Raw genomic sequence first — 14,272 nt, 5'->3', positions numbered from 1 at the left:
ACCAGCCCCTGTCTTGGCGGTCTCCGTCACGATAGCGCAGCGTTAGCGAGTCTTCTCCCAAGGGGAGACGCTAAGAGCGAACGAGCGTCTGGGGGACTGGCGAACCCGAAGGGGGACAATGAAAATAACCTTGCCCAATGCCCAATACAACTTTAGGAGAGGCTACGCCAACGGCTTCTCTAAGAGAGCACTCGCGTTCACTCAGTACAAGTGTCCAATGCCTAACGATTAATAACTTTTTGATAAAGAGTATCCCGTTGTTGGTAAGGTCTTCCTAAAGAAGCGATCGCAGTTTGTAAGGTTTCCACTTCCATACACGTACCGCCTAAAGCACCTGCCATTGTGGTAATATGCTCCTCCATCAAGGTGCCGCCGATATCGTTGCAACCCCAAGCTAAGGCTTCTGTTGCACCTGCAAGCCCCAGTTTTACCCAACTCTGCTGATGGTTGAAAATCCAATTACCTAAGTAAATCCGCGCTACAGCCCCTAATAACAGTGCATCGGTTAAAACTGGTTGATCGCGTCCAACACGGCGACGTAAGGATTTGGGTGCTTCTTGGCCAACGAATGGTAATAAAATAAACTCTGTAATTCTTGCTGGATATTCCTGATTGATGGCGGTTTTTTGGAGCGATCGCAATTTTTCTAAATGCCCGATTTGCTGTTCGTGGGTTTCAATATGCCCAGATAACATGGTGCTAGTGGTATGCAAGCCTAATTTGTGAGCGGTGCTGACAATTTCTAGCCAAGTGGCTGTGTCAATCTTCTCTGGACACAATATCCGTCTTACTTCATCGTCTAATATTTCTGCTGCTGTTCCCGGCATTGAGCCAACACCAGCATCGCGCAAAGCAGTAATCACCTCAGCATATTGCAGTCCGTCAAGTCTGGCGATAAATTGCACTTCTTGGGGGGAGAAAGCGTGTAAATGTATGTGGGGAAATTCCTGTTTAATGGTTTCTATAACCTTGAGGTAGTAGGGCAAAGATTTACCATTTATCTGTGCTTGTGGATTTAACCCCCCCTGCATACAGATTTCTGTCGCACCCCGTTGTACTGCATCTGTGGCTTTTTCCAAAATTTGCGCCGAATCTAACCAGTATGCATCGGCATTACCATCATCTCGACGGAAAGCACAAAAACTACAGTGCTGCTCACAAATGTTAGTAAAGTTGATATTACGGTTAATTATGTAGGTGACAGTATCGCCTGCTTGAGTGTGGCGGAGTGTATCGGATGTAGTACGTATTGCGGCGATCGCCTCTGGCTCTGTTTGTTGTAACAATACCACTCCCTCTTCGGGAGATAAGTCGTATCCCATCAAAGCACGTTCCAGAATTGTTTCAAACGTAATTTTTGTCAGCATTACTTTCTTAAGTTCTCGGTAAATCTTAATTTTATGAGCTTGTAAATAATCAAATTTTACTTAATAAATATACCAATTTCTCGAAAATACCAAGCTCAAACATAAGTTTTACCTTGAAAGCTATTGCAATCGCTTACCTTGTCTGATTACACTACCTTTTTATAGTTTATATAACCCATTAATAAAAAATAGTGTGGTTAAACCTTGAAGAAGAATACATTCGTCAGAATTCAGGAGCGGAGCAAGGAAAGCTCCGCCAAGGCGTCAGAATCAATCAGTCGGGGATTCAAAGTAGCGACTGATTGAAGACCTCTATTATTCTTAATTACTAAAAATTTGATACCGCTTTGTAAATTGTCTTTTAAGCACTTTAAGCTTTTTAAGGATATATGCAGGCAGCAATCCAAACATCAAAGAAATAGGTTGATACGAATATACTTTTATAGTATAGTGTGGGCGTTTATCCATCTTCCAATTATCGTACCAAGGAAAATCACTAATTAGATTAATCTCGTCAACTTTATCCTCGTAAGCTGACTTAACTACTTGTTCAAAAAGTATACTGCCAGGAGAAAATTTAGAATAACTTTCATCGTAAGCCAGCTTCCAAATAATGGTTGAACGCTTCAACTTAATCGCTAAATTGATCGCAATTGTCTTACCTTCAGCTTCAAGTAATTGCCATTCAAGCCAACCAGCTTCTGATAGTCGGCGTGTCAGATTTGTGTAAAATGATACATCTTTGGATGAACTTGCAATTAATTTTCCTCTAGTTCTTTTCCAACTGGCAGCTTCCACTTCTATTAATTGAGGTAAATCTTTTTCAGTGGCATCGCTTCCTTTGAGGAAAATAGTTTTTACCCCTTCTAGTTGATAGAGTTTCTTTCCCGACCTTTTGATAGTACTTTTTAAATTACCACTGAGGGTTTTTCGATATTCATCAAAACTACTAGTTATTTTTAAGTGAGCTCCCATCATCCAATCAAGCTCTTTAATGAGGATAGTATCTGACATCCCTTCTAAAGCAGTAATAGTAGGTGAATTCTCCGGTAAACGGTTAAATACTATTCCCAGATGATGGGGGCAAAATTGTCTCGCAGCATCAATAAGGACTGGAATAACTATATTTTCAAGTCCCAATGCGACTACAATATCAAGCGCACATGATTGCGAAGCTCTACGTGTAACTAAGAACAAAAAATTGAATCCAAAGAACCGTTGTGAAGTTACAATTAGCGGCAGAACACCTACTAACTCAGAATCTTTATAAGCAAATACACAAAACCATGATTCGTCAACTTCAACATAATGTTCAAAATATGATGATACCCATGCATAGGATGTCATTGGTAACTGTTGAGTAGATTCAAAAGCAAGCTGATTCCAACTGTCTGCATGGAGCTTGAGTTCTTCAAGGTTTTCAACAATCTGTACTTTTAATTTTTCCTTATTTAATAATTTTAATTGTGTTAACTCTACCATAGTTATAACTCTCTAATTGCAAAGTTTTTGCAAGCAATATTGCACATTATAATACCATTAGATGCATCTTCCCCAAGATATAGTAATCCTATTTGATTTGCAGACACCGAGAGGCTCAGATATCTGACTTGTTCAAAAGGTTGGGGATCTTTTTGTTTGTAACTCATTTAGGATTGCTATATCAACCCACTTATTGTCCAAAAAACCGTATTTAAAAATACATTTTTTAGAAATTTGTTGAGAAATTCAAGATAAGTAAAACTAATAAAATAGCCAAGAAGGTATAAGGTAGCTCTCCACTATCTGTGAATAGGAAGCGACACGAATAGTCACACTTAGGACATAAGATTGCAATGCTTCTGTCATTTAGATAGGTTTTACTAAACCTTACGTCAGTGTTAATATAGGTAATCTTCATGAATGAAAACCAAATAGCTGACTCAGTATGCTGGTACGGCTCATACAGAGTCTAATTCATCTGTTTTCAGTGATTTACTGTTCACTGCTAACTGTAGAAGTCAGAATACCCACCGAATCAATCATCAATATCGTTTTATCTACGAGGTACAAAAATGACAGTTCAATCTTCTAGTTCGATTCAGCAACAAATCACCCGTCAAGTACTATCAGTACCTGTACAATCAGCGCTCTATGTTGCACTGTGTTCTTTGACTCTCTGGACAATTTATTTCAGTACATACCCTGCTATTCATGACACAACTCATACTCTGCGTCACCACACACTGATGGTGAGTTGCCATTAATTGATTGAGTCAATGATTAGCAGGAGTTCACAAATAAATGACTTTATTTAAGTGGTCTAAGCTGATCGGTGTAATTTGCACGCTCGGAATTGTTCTGTATGCTTTGATCGGACTTGCACAATCCCCTCAACCATCGGTGCGCCTAACAACCAATCCACCGATTAATCAGGTTCAACCCCTTGAGGCTGAAGCCACTACAGTGTTGGGTTCGGGACACTACAATCCGCCAGTGCAGCTGATGCTGCAAGCCGTGGATGCTCAAGGGCAATCTTTAAAGGATGCCAAAATCCACTTGCAATTGTTCACCCGTCCTAAGAACCCCTGGTTCACAACAGATTTTCCGATCGTTGAAGGGACAAAGTTGTTGGATATTGAGGGCAATGCACCAACAGGTCAGTTACAGGTACAACAAACCCTGCCGATCCGGGGAACGTATCAACTCCAAGTAGCAGTTACTCCGCTCGTTGCCAATGCGTTTCAGCCGATTCAGCAAACGCTGACGCTGACGCTGCCTGAAAATTCTTTAAAGTTCCGCTACTTTGGCATCCTGGTTGTGATTTTGCTCTTTGTTGGGCTATTAGGAGGTTGGGTGATTGGGGGCAGACAACCAATTCAACCGGGAGAAATTGCCCCGCAACAGGTGCGATTGTTGTTAAGTGGATTGATTGTAGTAGCGATCGCTGCACTCCTCTGGGTCAACATCAGCGCTGAACTTGCCGAATCACACCATGCGATGTCGATGCCAGGCATGGGAGAAGAAGTTCCCCCCTCTAGTAAGCCCGCTAAATTACAGTCTCAAGGACTTTATATGCAACTATCGGGTGACGAGGGTGCAACGGTGGGTCAACCTGCCAAATTGCAGGTCAGCGTCAGCGATGCCAAAACCAGCCAACCCGTCACAGATGTCGTGTTGAAGGTAACAACCACCCAACTAGAAAATAATTGGGTGGCGTTTGCTTATGAGGGTACTCCAGACAGCAACGGAAAATTAACGTGGGAGCAAGAGTTCTTTGATGGTGCCCCGCATAGCATTGTTGTAGAGGTTGGGCCGCAAGCAAATGCAACCCGGCAATTTCAGCCATTCCAAGTTGCAGAGAATATTCCAGTCGAAGGTGTCGCTCCGCCGATGTCTGTCCGGTTGATTTCGCTAACTTACTTCACCGGAATTGTGATAATTGGTTTACTGCTGGGACTGTGGCTGCGACATCGGCGGACTTCGCGTACCGGGTTGACTTGGAATCGTAGTGTTTCGTAAGTCAGTGTCAAAAAGTTGTAAATACATTTGCTCTTAGTTTGTTCGCCCGATAATTAAACAGACTAATTGCCCAAAATCCATGTCGGATACCATTAAGTATTCGACATGGATTTTTATAAACACAGCATCAGAAATTGAACGGGAGCAATTTATCTATGAATCATCAACACGTTATATTCATTTGCACGAACTGTGGAAGTAGCGATCGCACAAAACAGCATGTTGCTAAAAGCGATGGCGAACGACTGCTAGAAAAATTACAAAGCCTATATCATGATTGGATGTTGCAAGACGAGTTCTTAATTCAACCCGTTGAATGTATGGGTGTTTGCGATCAGGCTTGTGCAATTGCTTTCGTCTGTTCTGACAAACACACCTACTTATTCGGCGATCTGCCTGCTGATACTGAACGTGTAGAAAAGACAGCAACAGCTGTACTTGACTGTGCTAGTCAGTATCATGCCAAGCCGGATGGTTTGCTTCCATACGCCAAGCGCCCAGAACTACTCAGAGCCGGAGCGATCGCCCGGATTCCACCTCTGCCCCCGTGTCAATAGACATTTTCCTCAGTTCCCTAAACACTTATGTCAGTACTTGTTGCTTTCATGAGTAATGACGTTCATTACTATTTAGAAAAATATGAGAAGTTGAATTCTTTGGAGTTGGATTTAAATAAAGCATTTTAAATCGATTGCCAGATCGCATCAGAAAAAGACAACACAAAATTGCTATAGACTTTAACTTAATTTCTTATAGACAAAATTAATTAAAAGTTAAAAATAGTTATATTGTTAAGCATCAAAATTTTCTTGAAATGCAATGTATTTTATCTCTAAGCTAATTAAATATTTTACACCTTACTAATAGTTTATTGCTGGCATTTATTTCCTAAGTAATATGATATGCATTGTTTGCAATCAAATTGCTGTTAAGGCATTAGTCAGATCGGGAATAGAGACAAAAAACTATTTCATTTTTAGCCTTTTTATACTTTAATTTAAGTAAAAATACTATGAAAATAAGAAAAATTGCCTACAGTTTTGCAAGACAGCTAATCACGCTAAAATCCCATAACCAAGAACGAAAAAGGAATACCCTACTCCCCACTTCCTATTTTCAAGACAGATTATAGCTTGACCTAAATCTAATAATTTTAGTAGCAGTTTTGAAGCACTTCAAAATTATTGACAATAATTACTAATTCATTTAAAATATTAAGAGTAATTGCAAAATATTTGCAATTATTTAGCGCTAACCGTAACTAAATGTCATGCCCAACAACTTCGCTCTAGGTAGTAACGTCAAACCTTGGAGCCGCCGTCAATTATTGAAGCTAGGACTAGCAGGTGCTGGCATAACTGGTGCAGCTGGACTTTGGCAGATGCTAAATCTACAAAGTCAATCAATCGTCAAAGTGCCACCACTCGATATGGAAGCACCAGACGACGGTACTAATCCGATAAAGATGTTAAGGGATTTTGATTATGGGACGGTGAAGCAAGAAAATGGGCGGACTATCCGGGAATTTCAATTAACTGCGGGTACTTCCATCATAAAACTTAATAGTGCAGTCTCTTACAACATCTGGGATTTAAACGGTCGCATACCAGGGCCAACGCTACGGGCTAAACAGGGCGATCGCGTGCGAGTGCTTTTTCTCAACAATGCGGGACATTCTCACTCCTTGCATTTTCATGGCGTTCATCCGGCGGAAATGGATGGTGTTCGCCCAATCAGCAATGGCAAAGCCACAATTTATGAATTTGATGCTGAACCCTATGGCGTTCACTTGTACCACTGCCATATTGAACCAGTTACCCGTCACATCGCCAAGGGACTGTACGGGATGTTTATCATCGATCCACCTACGCCCCGTCCCCCAGCTGATGAGATGGTGCTAGTGATGGCTGGGTATGATGTGAATGATGATAGCCATAATGATTATTATGCCTTCAACGGTTCGCCCCACTATTACATGCATCATCCCATTCAAATTTACAAAGATCAGTTGATTCGGCTGTATATCCTCAACATCATTGAATACGATCCGGCAGTAACGTTTCATCTCCATGCCAACTTCTTTGATGTCTATCGCTATGGCATGAGTATGAAGAAGAGCGAAAAAACAGATGTGATTACGATGGGTATCGCAGAAAGGCACATATTAGAATTTTCTTTTCGCTATCCAGGTAAGTATATGTTCCATCCCCATCAGGATGCGATCGCCGAAAACGGTTGCATGGGTCAATTTGAAGTACTTGCCCAGAGCAGCTCTCAAAAGACTGTTAACAATTCATGACAAAATCAATAGTAATTTCTATTCAGGCTAAGTACAAGGTACTTAATTGGTAATTAATAAAATTTTAAATGAAATAGTTGATAAAAAATATCATTATATGCGAAAGTAAAATCTATGACAATTTGTCAAACAAACTATTTTTGAGTAATAGTTTGAAGCATTTGAACCAATACCTTTTAAATTGTGCGAGGAACAGAAATGATAAAATTTCGCTATATCTGTTTAACAGTGGCAGCTGCGGCAATAGTTACCTTAAGTTCCTGTAGCAGTACACCAACCGCAGAAAATCCCTCAGCACCAGTTACTAGCCCTCAAGCTACAGAGGCAGTAAGTAGTAACAGTCATAGTGGTCACGGTGGCAAAGAAAAAATTAACATCAACTCTGCTATATTATCAGAATTGGATAAATTTGAAGCCAAGCTAGGGGTTCCGGCATTATCCAACAAAATTCAGGCGAATCGTCCCTATGGCAGACCAGAAGATTTAGTTACTAAAAAAGTAATTACTCAAGAACAGTTCGACCAAATTAAAGACCAGGTTGGTGTTCAAGAAGTGGTACTCACAGGTGAGGCAAAAGATGTTGACTATATGTCTAAATTAGGCTTAATGAAAGGGCATCTTTTGGTAGCACAAGAACTGCTGGATCAGAATCAGCCGAAACAGGCAGAACCTCATATTGGACATCCAGTTGAGGAGATTTACGTTGATGTGGAAGATCAATTGAACGAACGAAAAGTCAAAGAATTTAAGACAACTTTGGTAAGTTTGCAAGATTTAGTAAAATCTAGTCCGAAAGATAGCAAAGTTAAAACTAATTTTACTTCTTCAATGCAAGCAGTAGATTCCGCGATCGCAGCTTTGCCAGCAGATCAACGCTCAAAACCAGGATTTGCGCTACAGGTAATTAACGAACTACTAGATTCAGCTAACTCCGAATATGGCGCGGCGATCGCAAATGGTAAAGTAACCGCGCCAATTGAGTATCAGGACTCCCGTGGTTTTGTCTTTTACGCCAATGAATTATACAAAGGAATTTCTAGTCAAGTAGCTCAAACAGATGCTGAAGCACACAAAGCGATCGACACTAGTTTTGCCGAACTAATAAAAGTTTGGCCCGCCGCCATCCCACCAGCAAAAGCAGTAAAAGTTCCTAATGATGTTACCAAACTGGTGAAAACCATTGAGGAAAACTCTCAAAAAGTGGTTGACAAATCCAATACTCAAGCACTGCGATAACACTTTAATTTAATGGGAAGTACAGGTTAAGGAGTTTAAAATGAGGAAATCATTAGAAGTTACGAATTACGAATTACGAACTTCTAACTCCTAACTAATTACACTCCATTCGTTACTTTTACTAACAACTGATGCAAGAACTTGACCAGAAAAAGACTATTGACCTGCTGAATGCCATCATGGAATTTGAACTAGCAGGGGTAGTGCGCTACACACATTATTCTTTGATGGTAACTGGCCCTAACCGCATTCCAATTGTGGCTTTTTTCAAAGCACAGGCAAGTGAATCTTTACTTCATGCCGAACAAGTGGGAGAAATTCTCACTGGTTTAGATGGACATCCCTCCCTGAAAATCGCCCCAATGGAAGAAACTTACCAGCATAAAGTCAAGGATATCTTGGCAGAAAGCTTATCCCATGAAAAAAAGGCATTGGATCTGTATAAAAAATTGCTCGACACTGTTACCGATGCCAGCATTTACCTTGAAGAATTCGCTCGTGGCATGATTGGGCAAGAAGAGATGCATAATCTCGAACTGAAAAAAATGCTACGCGATTTTGGTTAATAGTTATTAGTCCTTAGTCATTAGTCAAAAACAAATTCAAATGACTAAGGACAAAAAACAAAGGATAAAAGATGGATTTTAGTACTGCTCTACCTACTTTTGTAATAACACTCCGAGAAGGAGTGGAAGCTGCTCTTGTTGTTGGTATTGTGCTAGCTTTACTAAAAAAAGCTAAACAATCCCGGCTCAACTCTTGGGTATATGCTGGTGTCGGCGTTGGCATTGTCGTCAGTGCCTTAATCGGTGTGCTATTCAGTTGGATAATTCAAGTACTGGGAGCACTTAATCCTCAATACACCTCTGTAGTTGAGCCAGGGCTAGAAGGTGTATTTAGTGTATTAGCGATCGCAATGCTCAGTTGGATGCTAATCTGGATGACTAAACAAGCCAGATTCATGAAAGCTACAGTTGAGGGAGCAGTAACAGAAGCGCTGACACAAAACTCGAATGCTGGCTGGGGTGTTTTTACTTTAATTTTAGTTGCCGTTGTCCGCGAAGGCTTTGAAACTGTTCTCTTCGTTGCAGCTAATTTTCAACAGGGATTAATGCCAGCGTTAGGTGCTATTGGTGGTTTGGTAGGGGCAACTGCCATTGGAGTACTGCTATTTAAATGGGGTGTCAAAATTAACATCCGCCAGTTTTTCCAGGTAATGGGCGTTTTATTAGTGTTGATTGTCGCTGGGTTAGTAGTTTCAGCCTTAAAACATTTTGACGACGCTGTGGCCAACCTTGCTCTTAGCAGTCGTGCTACAGAAAGCCTTTGTTTCTATTACGAACGTTTTACTAAAGTCCACTCCTGTATTTTGGGGCCAATGGTTTCCAATACTTCCACAATCTTGCCTGACGAACAGTTTCCTGGGATTATCCTCAAATCTTTATTTGGTTACAGAGACAATCTCTATCTTGTGCAAGCAGTAGGATATGTGGCATTTTTACTCACCATTGGAGGACTGTATTTCCGTAGCCTTGGAGGTGCTTCTCCTGAAGGTAAAAAGAATATCCCCTTTGCTCAAAAACCAATTAATTCTGCAAAAGATTAAAAGTACAGTCAGTTATCTCGTTTCCAGTCTCCCTTATTCCCAGTCTATGACTGGGAATTGCCTTGGCGATCGCTCAAGCAGTCAACAAGGTAAATTATGTCTGATCTAAAACTAATTGTTGCATTTGTTAACGGATCAAGAGATTTTGCAGAAAGGATACCGGAAATTCCTTGGGTCTTGTTATTTTCCCTTGGCAAGAGTTGACTGAGGAAGAAAAGCAACAACTTCAGCAAGGACAAGAAGAAAAACCTTGGTATCAGCAAGGTCTATCGCCGTTTTTAGATCATTTTTTCGCTTTTTCTTTTCTCCCAAAATATATTAGAAGAAACTGAACCAGAGCGGCAACTCCATCTAGCAATTCGCAAGGCAACATCCAAAAACCATGACTACCTCCACGAGCTTTTCTACTCCTGCAACAATTCTGCCCTTAGAAAATGGCGACAAACTCACCCGTGCTGAATTTGAGCGTCGCTATGAAGCTATGCCTAATTTGAAGAAGGCAGAATTAATTGAAGGAATAGTTTATATAGCATCTGCTCTAAGAATTACCCAACACGGCGAACCCCATGCAGACATTATCGGATGGTTAAGTTTTTACAAAGCGTTTACCCCCAACCTACAATTAGGAGATAATTGTACAGTACGACTCGATCTAGATAACGAACCGCAACCGGATGCACTGCTAAGAATTGAAGTAGGAGGACAATCTACTATTAGTCAGGATGGCTATGTCGAAGGTGCGCCAGAACTAATTGTAGAAATTGCTGCTTCTAGTGCTTCTTACGATCTACACCAAAAATTAAACGTTTATTGTCGCCACGAAGTACAAGAGTATTTGGTGTGGCGAGTTTTGGACGGAGAATTTGATTGGTTGAGATTAAACGCTGGGGAATATATTAAACTGGAACCCAATACTGATAGGGTAATATGCTCTCAAATTTTTCCAGGATTGTGGTTAGATAAAGATGCTTTGTTAACAGGAAATTTAGCGAAAGTTTTAGAAGTATTGCAGCAGGGATTAGCAAGTCCAGCGCATCAAGATTTTGTGCAACAACTAGGTAAAGAATAGATTAGCGATCGCAAAATCGAGAAATATTGCGAGAACGATAACAATCTTGAAGGGTAAAATATGATAAGTGTTAATGATAAATATAGAGAGTAGCTCATTTGCTTGGGCAGGTTCGATCAGATAATGAACGTGATTGGACATGATACAAATGGCGTAGAGTTTGAACTTGTATTTATCCAACACCTTTTTAACTGCATAAAGAAACACTTCCCGACACTCGTGCCTAGCTAACTTAAACTCGTGATTATTGCAACGGGTGGTGATATGGTGAGAGTATCCAGTTTTTAAATTACGGCGTTTTCTTGGCATGAGGAATCTTCAGCAATGATGACTTCCACTTCGGTAATTTTAAATTTAAAAAATGTAGACTTAAGCGACGAGCAATTTTACCAACTCTGCCAAGTCAATGAAAATTGGCAACTCGAACGAACTGCCAAAGGAGAATTAGTAATTATGCCTCCTGTTGGTGGAGTCAGTGGAAATCGAGAAGCCGATTTAAACGGCCCACTTTGGCTATGGAATCGTCAAACTCAACTGGGAAGAGTCTTTAGTTCTTCTACCATATTTCGTTTACCCAATGGTGGCGATCGTTCGCCCGATGTCGCTTGGGTCGCCAACGAACGCTGGGAATCTCTAACACCAGAAGAACAAGAAAAGTTTCCCCCAATATGTCCTGATTTTGTCATCGAATTGCGTTCTCGAACCGATTCTCTGCCACAGCTTCAAGAAAAAATGCAGGAATATCTTAACAGTGGCTTGCGATTAGGTTGGTTGATTAATCCCCAAGCACAAGAAGTAGAAATCTATCGTCTGAATCAAACCGTTGAGATTGTGCAGTTACCTGCGAGTTTCTCAGGAGAAGATGTCTTGCCAGGATTTGTTTTAGATTTACCTGTTTTCTGAGAAGATTTAAACTGTGCATCCCCATGCAAGAAAAAATACCCCTGCTTACCACACTCAATTCCCCCCTGTTAAGGGTACGGTGTATACACATCTCTCGCTCGACCTCTTGCATACTGCACTTCGCCCCCTAACCCTTCAATGAATAAAAGGCTTCGTCCTCTGCCATCCCTCCTGTAGGCAGGGCTAATTTATTGTGATGAGAGAAAATTAGGGCAGTCAGAAATTAGGGTACACTAAATCTTTTAGCGGCTGATTTGATTTTTCCACTCTCCCCCATGAAAGCCAATCTCTTGGAAGCCTTAACCGAAGTGCAAGATTTTCGCGCTGCAAGAGGACAGCGTTATCCATTGTGGTTGCTGCTGCTGGTGGTGATTATGGGGACTATGAGTGGTTGTCTGGGTTATCGAGCCGAATAAAGATTTTGCTCGTCGGCATCATGAAGCCAAAGTTTGTCAGTTTACAATTACCTCCAACTCGTTTCCCATCAAACTCGACGTTTCGACGGGTAATGATGGGTATTGATTTTACTGATTTAGCCAAGGTGTTCTGAAACTAGGGCAAATGATTGGATGCCAACCCAAGAGCAAGACTGGTTAGGAGTTGATGGCAAAAGCATCAAAGCTACTGTCAGCAATTATGACCAGGTAACCCAAGATTTTATCAATGTGGTTTCCGTTTTCAATACTCGTTGTGGAGTCGCGATCGCCCTGCAACAGTTCCACAATAAACAAAGTAGTGAAATTGCCGTTGTCCAGTCACTCTTGGCTGCTTTAAAGCTACAAGGAGTTATCTTTACCTTTGATTCGTTTATCCGTAGTAAGCGCGATCGCTATTTTGCGCTACAACGGTTATTCTTCGATCACCACAGCGGTGAGGATGATTGGTCATAACCTTGAGCAGATTTTTCTGCTGATCGGCAAGCTAGCAAGCGAAGCTTAAGTTACTTAACTCAGTAGACCGAAAAATCACAGTGTTCGCAAACAACAAGTTCCACTTTCGTCCTGTCGAGCAAAACAAACACGACTTGGAAATGAGACTTGGCAATGCGAAAGTGGACAATCAAATCAGCCGCTAAAAGATTTAGTGTATGCTAACTTCTGGTTACCCTAATTTCTCTCATCACAATGAATTAGCCCTGCCTTGGAAAGGGGGTTTTTTGTAAGTGATAGTTACTATAAATGCGATCCAATACTACTGCTCGGTTAAGAATATTTGTAGGTTTGTTAACGGGACTTAAACAAAAGGAAGAGTAAAAAAGGCTATGATGGTTATTCAGCAGAGCTTTCACGTTGAAAATGGCTGATGAAAGAAACCACCCCCGCAGCGATGCCCCCGTGCTTTGAAAGATGGTGTGAAAGATTTGATGATGTGTTTACTCATAAAGCTCAAAAAATAGATTTAGGAATAGTAGTGGTAACAACGCATTTATATGATGGCAGAAAAAGCTTACCGTTAGATATAGAGTTATATCAACACGCTGATTCTTTAGCATCCGGGAAACAAGACCCAAATTTTGAAAAGAAATTGGGTCGAAGTTTTCTATAGGGAAGCCAAAGGTTGGTTAGGGTTAAAAGAATATCAAGTTCGAGAGCAAAGAAGTTTACTTCGACATTTTATTTTAGTTTTTTGTACTTACACTTTTATTCTTTGGCATCAGTTGACTGGGGGTTTAAGGCGAAGGTGGGCTAACAAGCTTCTAAACACTTTTACCGAAGCTTTAGAGGCGTTTAGAACAGCTATGTCTTATCGATTTTTCGATTGGTTGACCCTCAATCGTGACCTGTTTGCTGCTTATAAAGCTAGTTTGGGTTACATTTGGGCTTAATTTTTGTTTAAGTCCCGTTAAGGCTTTGCAAAACCCAATAAACCTCACAAAATATTGGGTTTCGTTCCTCAACCCAACCTACACTAGAGTAGACCTCTTGCAAAAGTCCCATGACCGTGGGAAAAGTAGCTTAGAGCTTTCTTGAAATCTATGAGCTACGAAAAGGTAAAGAACCTGAAACCAGAAGAATTCAAACGCCTGTGTGGTGTGCATCCGGAGACTTTTAGCCAGATGACAGAGGTAGTGCGATAAGCCTAACGGCATAGCTTCGCTTACCGCGCTCAAAAATCAAGCTGAAAACAGGACGACCTGGGAAACTGAGTCTGGAAAACCAATTATTGATGACATTGGAATATTGGAGGGAGTACCGTACATACTTTCATATTGGCCAATCTTGGGGAGTGAACGAGTCAACAGCATATCGTATTATTCGTAAAATTGAAGATATTCTCATCAGTTCAAGAGA

16 protein-coding genes and 1 pseudogene are annotated in these 14,272 nt (G+C 40.9%); 14 read left to right on the top strand and 3 right to left on the bottom strand.

Annotated features, from left to right (window positions below; genetic code table 11):
* Positions 1–221: 221 nt before the first annotated feature.
* Together cofH and V7K56_RS07195 are read right to left on the bottom strand one after the other, a co-directional pair.
* A complete protein-coding gene (gene cofH, locus V7K56_RS07200; protein WP_334908971.1) occupies positions 222–1,367 on the bottom strand; it encodes a 7,8-didemethyl-8-hydroxy-5-deazariboflavin synthase subunit CofH in 1,146 nt (381 codons plus the stop codon).
* A 321-nt stretch (positions 1,368–1,688) separates the two neighbouring features.
* Entirely contained in the window at positions 1,689–2,849 is a 1,161-nt protein-coding gene (locus V7K56_RS07195) for a GNAT family N-acetyltransferase (RefSeq protein ID WP_334908969.1), read from the bottom strand.
* 572 nt (positions 2,850–3,421) lie between these two features.
* Between V7K56_RS07195 and V7K56_RS07190 the strand changes: the two genes are divergently transcribed.
* The 9 genes from V7K56_RS07190 to V7K56_RS07150 all read left to right on the top strand — a co-directional run bounded on the left by V7K56_RS07190 (position 3,422) and on the right by V7K56_RS07150 (position 11,078).
* On the top strand, positions 3,422–3,613 hold the full coding sequence (locus tag V7K56_RS07190; RefSeq protein WP_334908967.1) for a CbtB-domain containing protein: 192 nt from the start codon (positions 3,422–3,424) through the stop codon (positions 3,611–3,613).
* A gap of 37 nt (positions 3,614–3,650) precedes the next feature.
* Positions 3,651–4,868 carry a hypothetical protein gene (locus V7K56_RS07185; RefSeq protein ID WP_334908965.1) on the top strand — a complete coding sequence of 406 codons (1,218 nt, stop codon included), beginning with the start codon at positions 3,651–3,653 and terminating at the stop codon, positions 4,866–4,868.
* Positions 4,869–5,023: 155 nt separating this feature from the next.
* Positions 5,024–5,425, top strand: coding sequence for a DUF1636 domain-containing protein (locus V7K56_RS07180; RefSeq protein WP_334908963.1), 402 nt, complete (start codon positions 5,024–5,026; stop codon positions 5,423–5,425).
* Between the two features lie 713 nt (positions 5,426–6,138).
* Positions 6,139–7,167, top strand: coding sequence for a multicopper oxidase domain-containing protein (locus V7K56_RS07175; RefSeq protein ID WP_334908961.1), 1,029 nt, complete (start codon positions 6,139–6,141; stop codon positions 7,165–7,167).
* A 198-nt stretch (positions 7,168–7,365) separates the two neighbouring features.
* On the top strand, positions 7,366–8,403 hold the full coding sequence (locus tag V7K56_RS07170) for a helix-hairpin-helix domain-containing protein (RefSeq protein WP_334908959.1): 1,038 nt from the start codon (positions 7,366–7,368) through the stop codon (positions 8,401–8,403).
* Between the two features lie 131 nt (positions 8,404–8,534).
* The gene (locus V7K56_RS07165; RefSeq protein ID WP_292860509.1) at positions 8,535–8,969 is read left to right on the top strand and encodes a ferritin-like domain-containing protein; all 435 of its coding nucleotides are present in this window, start codon (positions 8,535–8,537) and stop codon (positions 8,967–8,969) included.
* Positions 8,970–9,040: 71 nt separating this feature from the next.
* Positions 9,041–10,009 (top strand): FTR1 family iron permease, encoded by a 969-nt coding sequence (locus tag V7K56_RS07160; RefSeq protein ID WP_334908957.1) that lies wholly within the window; start codon positions 9,041–9,043, stop codon positions 10,007–10,009.
* A 170-nt stretch (positions 10,010–10,179) separates the two neighbouring features.
* The gene (locus V7K56_RS07155) at positions 10,180–10,341 is read left to right on the top strand and encodes a hypothetical protein (protein WP_334908955.1); all 162 of its coding nucleotides are present in this window, start codon (positions 10,180–10,182) and stop codon (positions 10,339–10,341) included.
* A 50-nt stretch (positions 10,342–10,391) separates the two neighbouring features.
* Entirely contained in the window at positions 10,392–11,078 is a 687-nt protein-coding gene (locus tag V7K56_RS07150) for a Uma2 family endonuclease (RefSeq protein ID WP_334908953.1), read from the top strand.
* Here V7K56_RS07150 and V7K56_RS07145 read toward each other — a convergent pair.
* Complete coding sequence (locus V7K56_RS07145; RefSeq protein WP_334908951.1) at positions 11,064–11,387, bottom strand: transposase; 324 nt, start codon at positions 11,385–11,387, stop codon at positions 11,064–11,066. The two genes, V7K56_RS07150 and V7K56_RS07145, sit on opposite strands and share 15 nt — an antisense overlap.
* A 15-nt stretch (positions 11,388–11,402) precedes the next feature.
* Between V7K56_RS07145 and V7K56_RS07140 the strand changes: the two genes are divergently transcribed.
* The 5 genes and pseudogenes from V7K56_RS07140 to V7K56_RS07120 form a co-directional block, all read left to right on the top strand.
* The gene (locus V7K56_RS07140; protein WP_442939937.1) at positions 11,403–11,981 is read left to right on the top strand and encodes a Uma2 family endonuclease; all 579 of its coding nucleotides are present in this window, start codon (positions 11,403–11,405) and stop codon (positions 11,979–11,981) included.
* A gap of 275 nt (positions 11,982–12,256) precedes the next feature.
* A complete protein-coding gene (locus tag V7K56_RS07135) occupies positions 12,257–12,397 on the top strand; it encodes a transposase family protein (RefSeq protein ID WP_334908949.1) in 141 nt (46 codons plus the stop codon).
* Positions 12,398–12,550: 153 nt separating this feature from the next.
* Entirely contained in the window at positions 12,551–12,871 is a 321-nt protein-coding gene (locus V7K56_RS07130; protein WP_334908947.1) for a hypothetical protein, read from the top strand.
* Positions 12,872–13,283: 412 nt separating this feature from the next.
* Positions 13,284–13,806 (top strand): annotated as a pseudogene (locus V7K56_RS07125) (hypothetical protein).
* A gap of 287 nt (positions 13,807–14,093) precedes the next feature.
* The coding region (locus tag V7K56_RS07120) for a helix-turn-helix domain-containing protein (protein ID WP_442939941.1) at positions 14,094–14,272 on the top strand (179 nt) is incomplete at its 3' end.

The sequence above is a fragment of the Nostoc sp. genome (assembly GCF_036917535.1).
In the GTDB taxonomy this organism is placed as follows: domain Bacteria; phylum Cyanobacteriota; class Cyanobacteriia; order Cyanobacteriales; family Nostocaceae; genus Nostoc.
The sequence above is the reverse complement of the archived record's forward strand: the minus strand, read 5'-3'. Positions and strand labels throughout refer to the sequence as shown.

Bases quoted from the DNA above. Each gene is read 5' to 3' on its own strand.
- V7K56_RS07145 (WP_334908951.1), bottom strand. From the start codon at position 11,387: ATGCCAAGAAAACGCCGTAATTTAAAAACTGGATACTCTCACCATATC.
- V7K56_RS07190 (WP_334908967.1), top strand. From the start codon at position 3,422: ATGACAGTTCAATCTTCTAGTTCGATTCAGCAACAAATCACCCGTCAA.
- V7K56_RS07135 (WP_334908949.1), top strand. From the start codon at position 12,257: ATGAAAGCCAATCTCTTGGAAGCCTTAACCGAAGTGCAAGATTTTCGC.
- cofH (WP_334908971.1), bottom strand. From the start codon at position 1,367: ATGCTGACAAAAATTACGTTTGAAACAATTCTGGAACGTGCTTTGATG.
- V7K56_RS07140 (WP_442939937.1), top strand. From the start codon at position 11,403: ATGATGACTTCCACTTCGGTAATTTTAAATTTAAAAAATGTAGACTTA.
- V7K56_RS07165 (WP_292860509.1), top strand. From the start codon at position 8,535: ATGCAAGAACTTGACCAGAAAAAGACTATTGACCTGCTGAATGCCATC.
- V7K56_RS07170 (WP_334908959.1), top strand. From the start codon at position 7,366: ATGATAAAATTTCGCTATATCTGTTTAACAGTGGCAGCTGCGGCAATA.
- V7K56_RS07195 (WP_334908969.1), bottom strand. From the start codon at position 2,849: ATGGTAGAGTTAACACAATTAAAATTATTAAATAAGGAAAAATTAAAA.
- V7K56_RS07175 (WP_334908961.1), top strand. From the start codon at position 6,139: ATGCCCAACAACTTCGCTCTAGGTAGTAACGTCAAACCTTGGAGCCGC.
- V7K56_RS07160 (WP_334908957.1), top strand. From the start codon at position 9,041: ATGGATTTTAGTACTGCTCTACCTACTTTTGTAATAACACTCCGAGAA.
- V7K56_RS07185 (WP_334908965.1), top strand. From the start codon at position 3,651: ATGACTTTATTTAAGTGGTCTAAGCTGATCGGTGTAATTTGCACGCTC.
- V7K56_RS07130 (WP_334908947.1), top strand. From the start codon at position 12,551: ATGCCAACCCAAGAGCAAGACTGGTTAGGAGTTGATGGCAAAAGCATC.
- V7K56_RS07150 (WP_334908953.1), top strand. From the start codon at position 10,392: ATGACTACCTCCACGAGCTTTTCTACTCCTGCAACAATTCTGCCCTTA.
- V7K56_RS07180 (WP_334908963.1), top strand. From the start codon at position 5,024: ATGAATCATCAACACGTTATATTCATTTGCACGAACTGTGGAAGTAGC.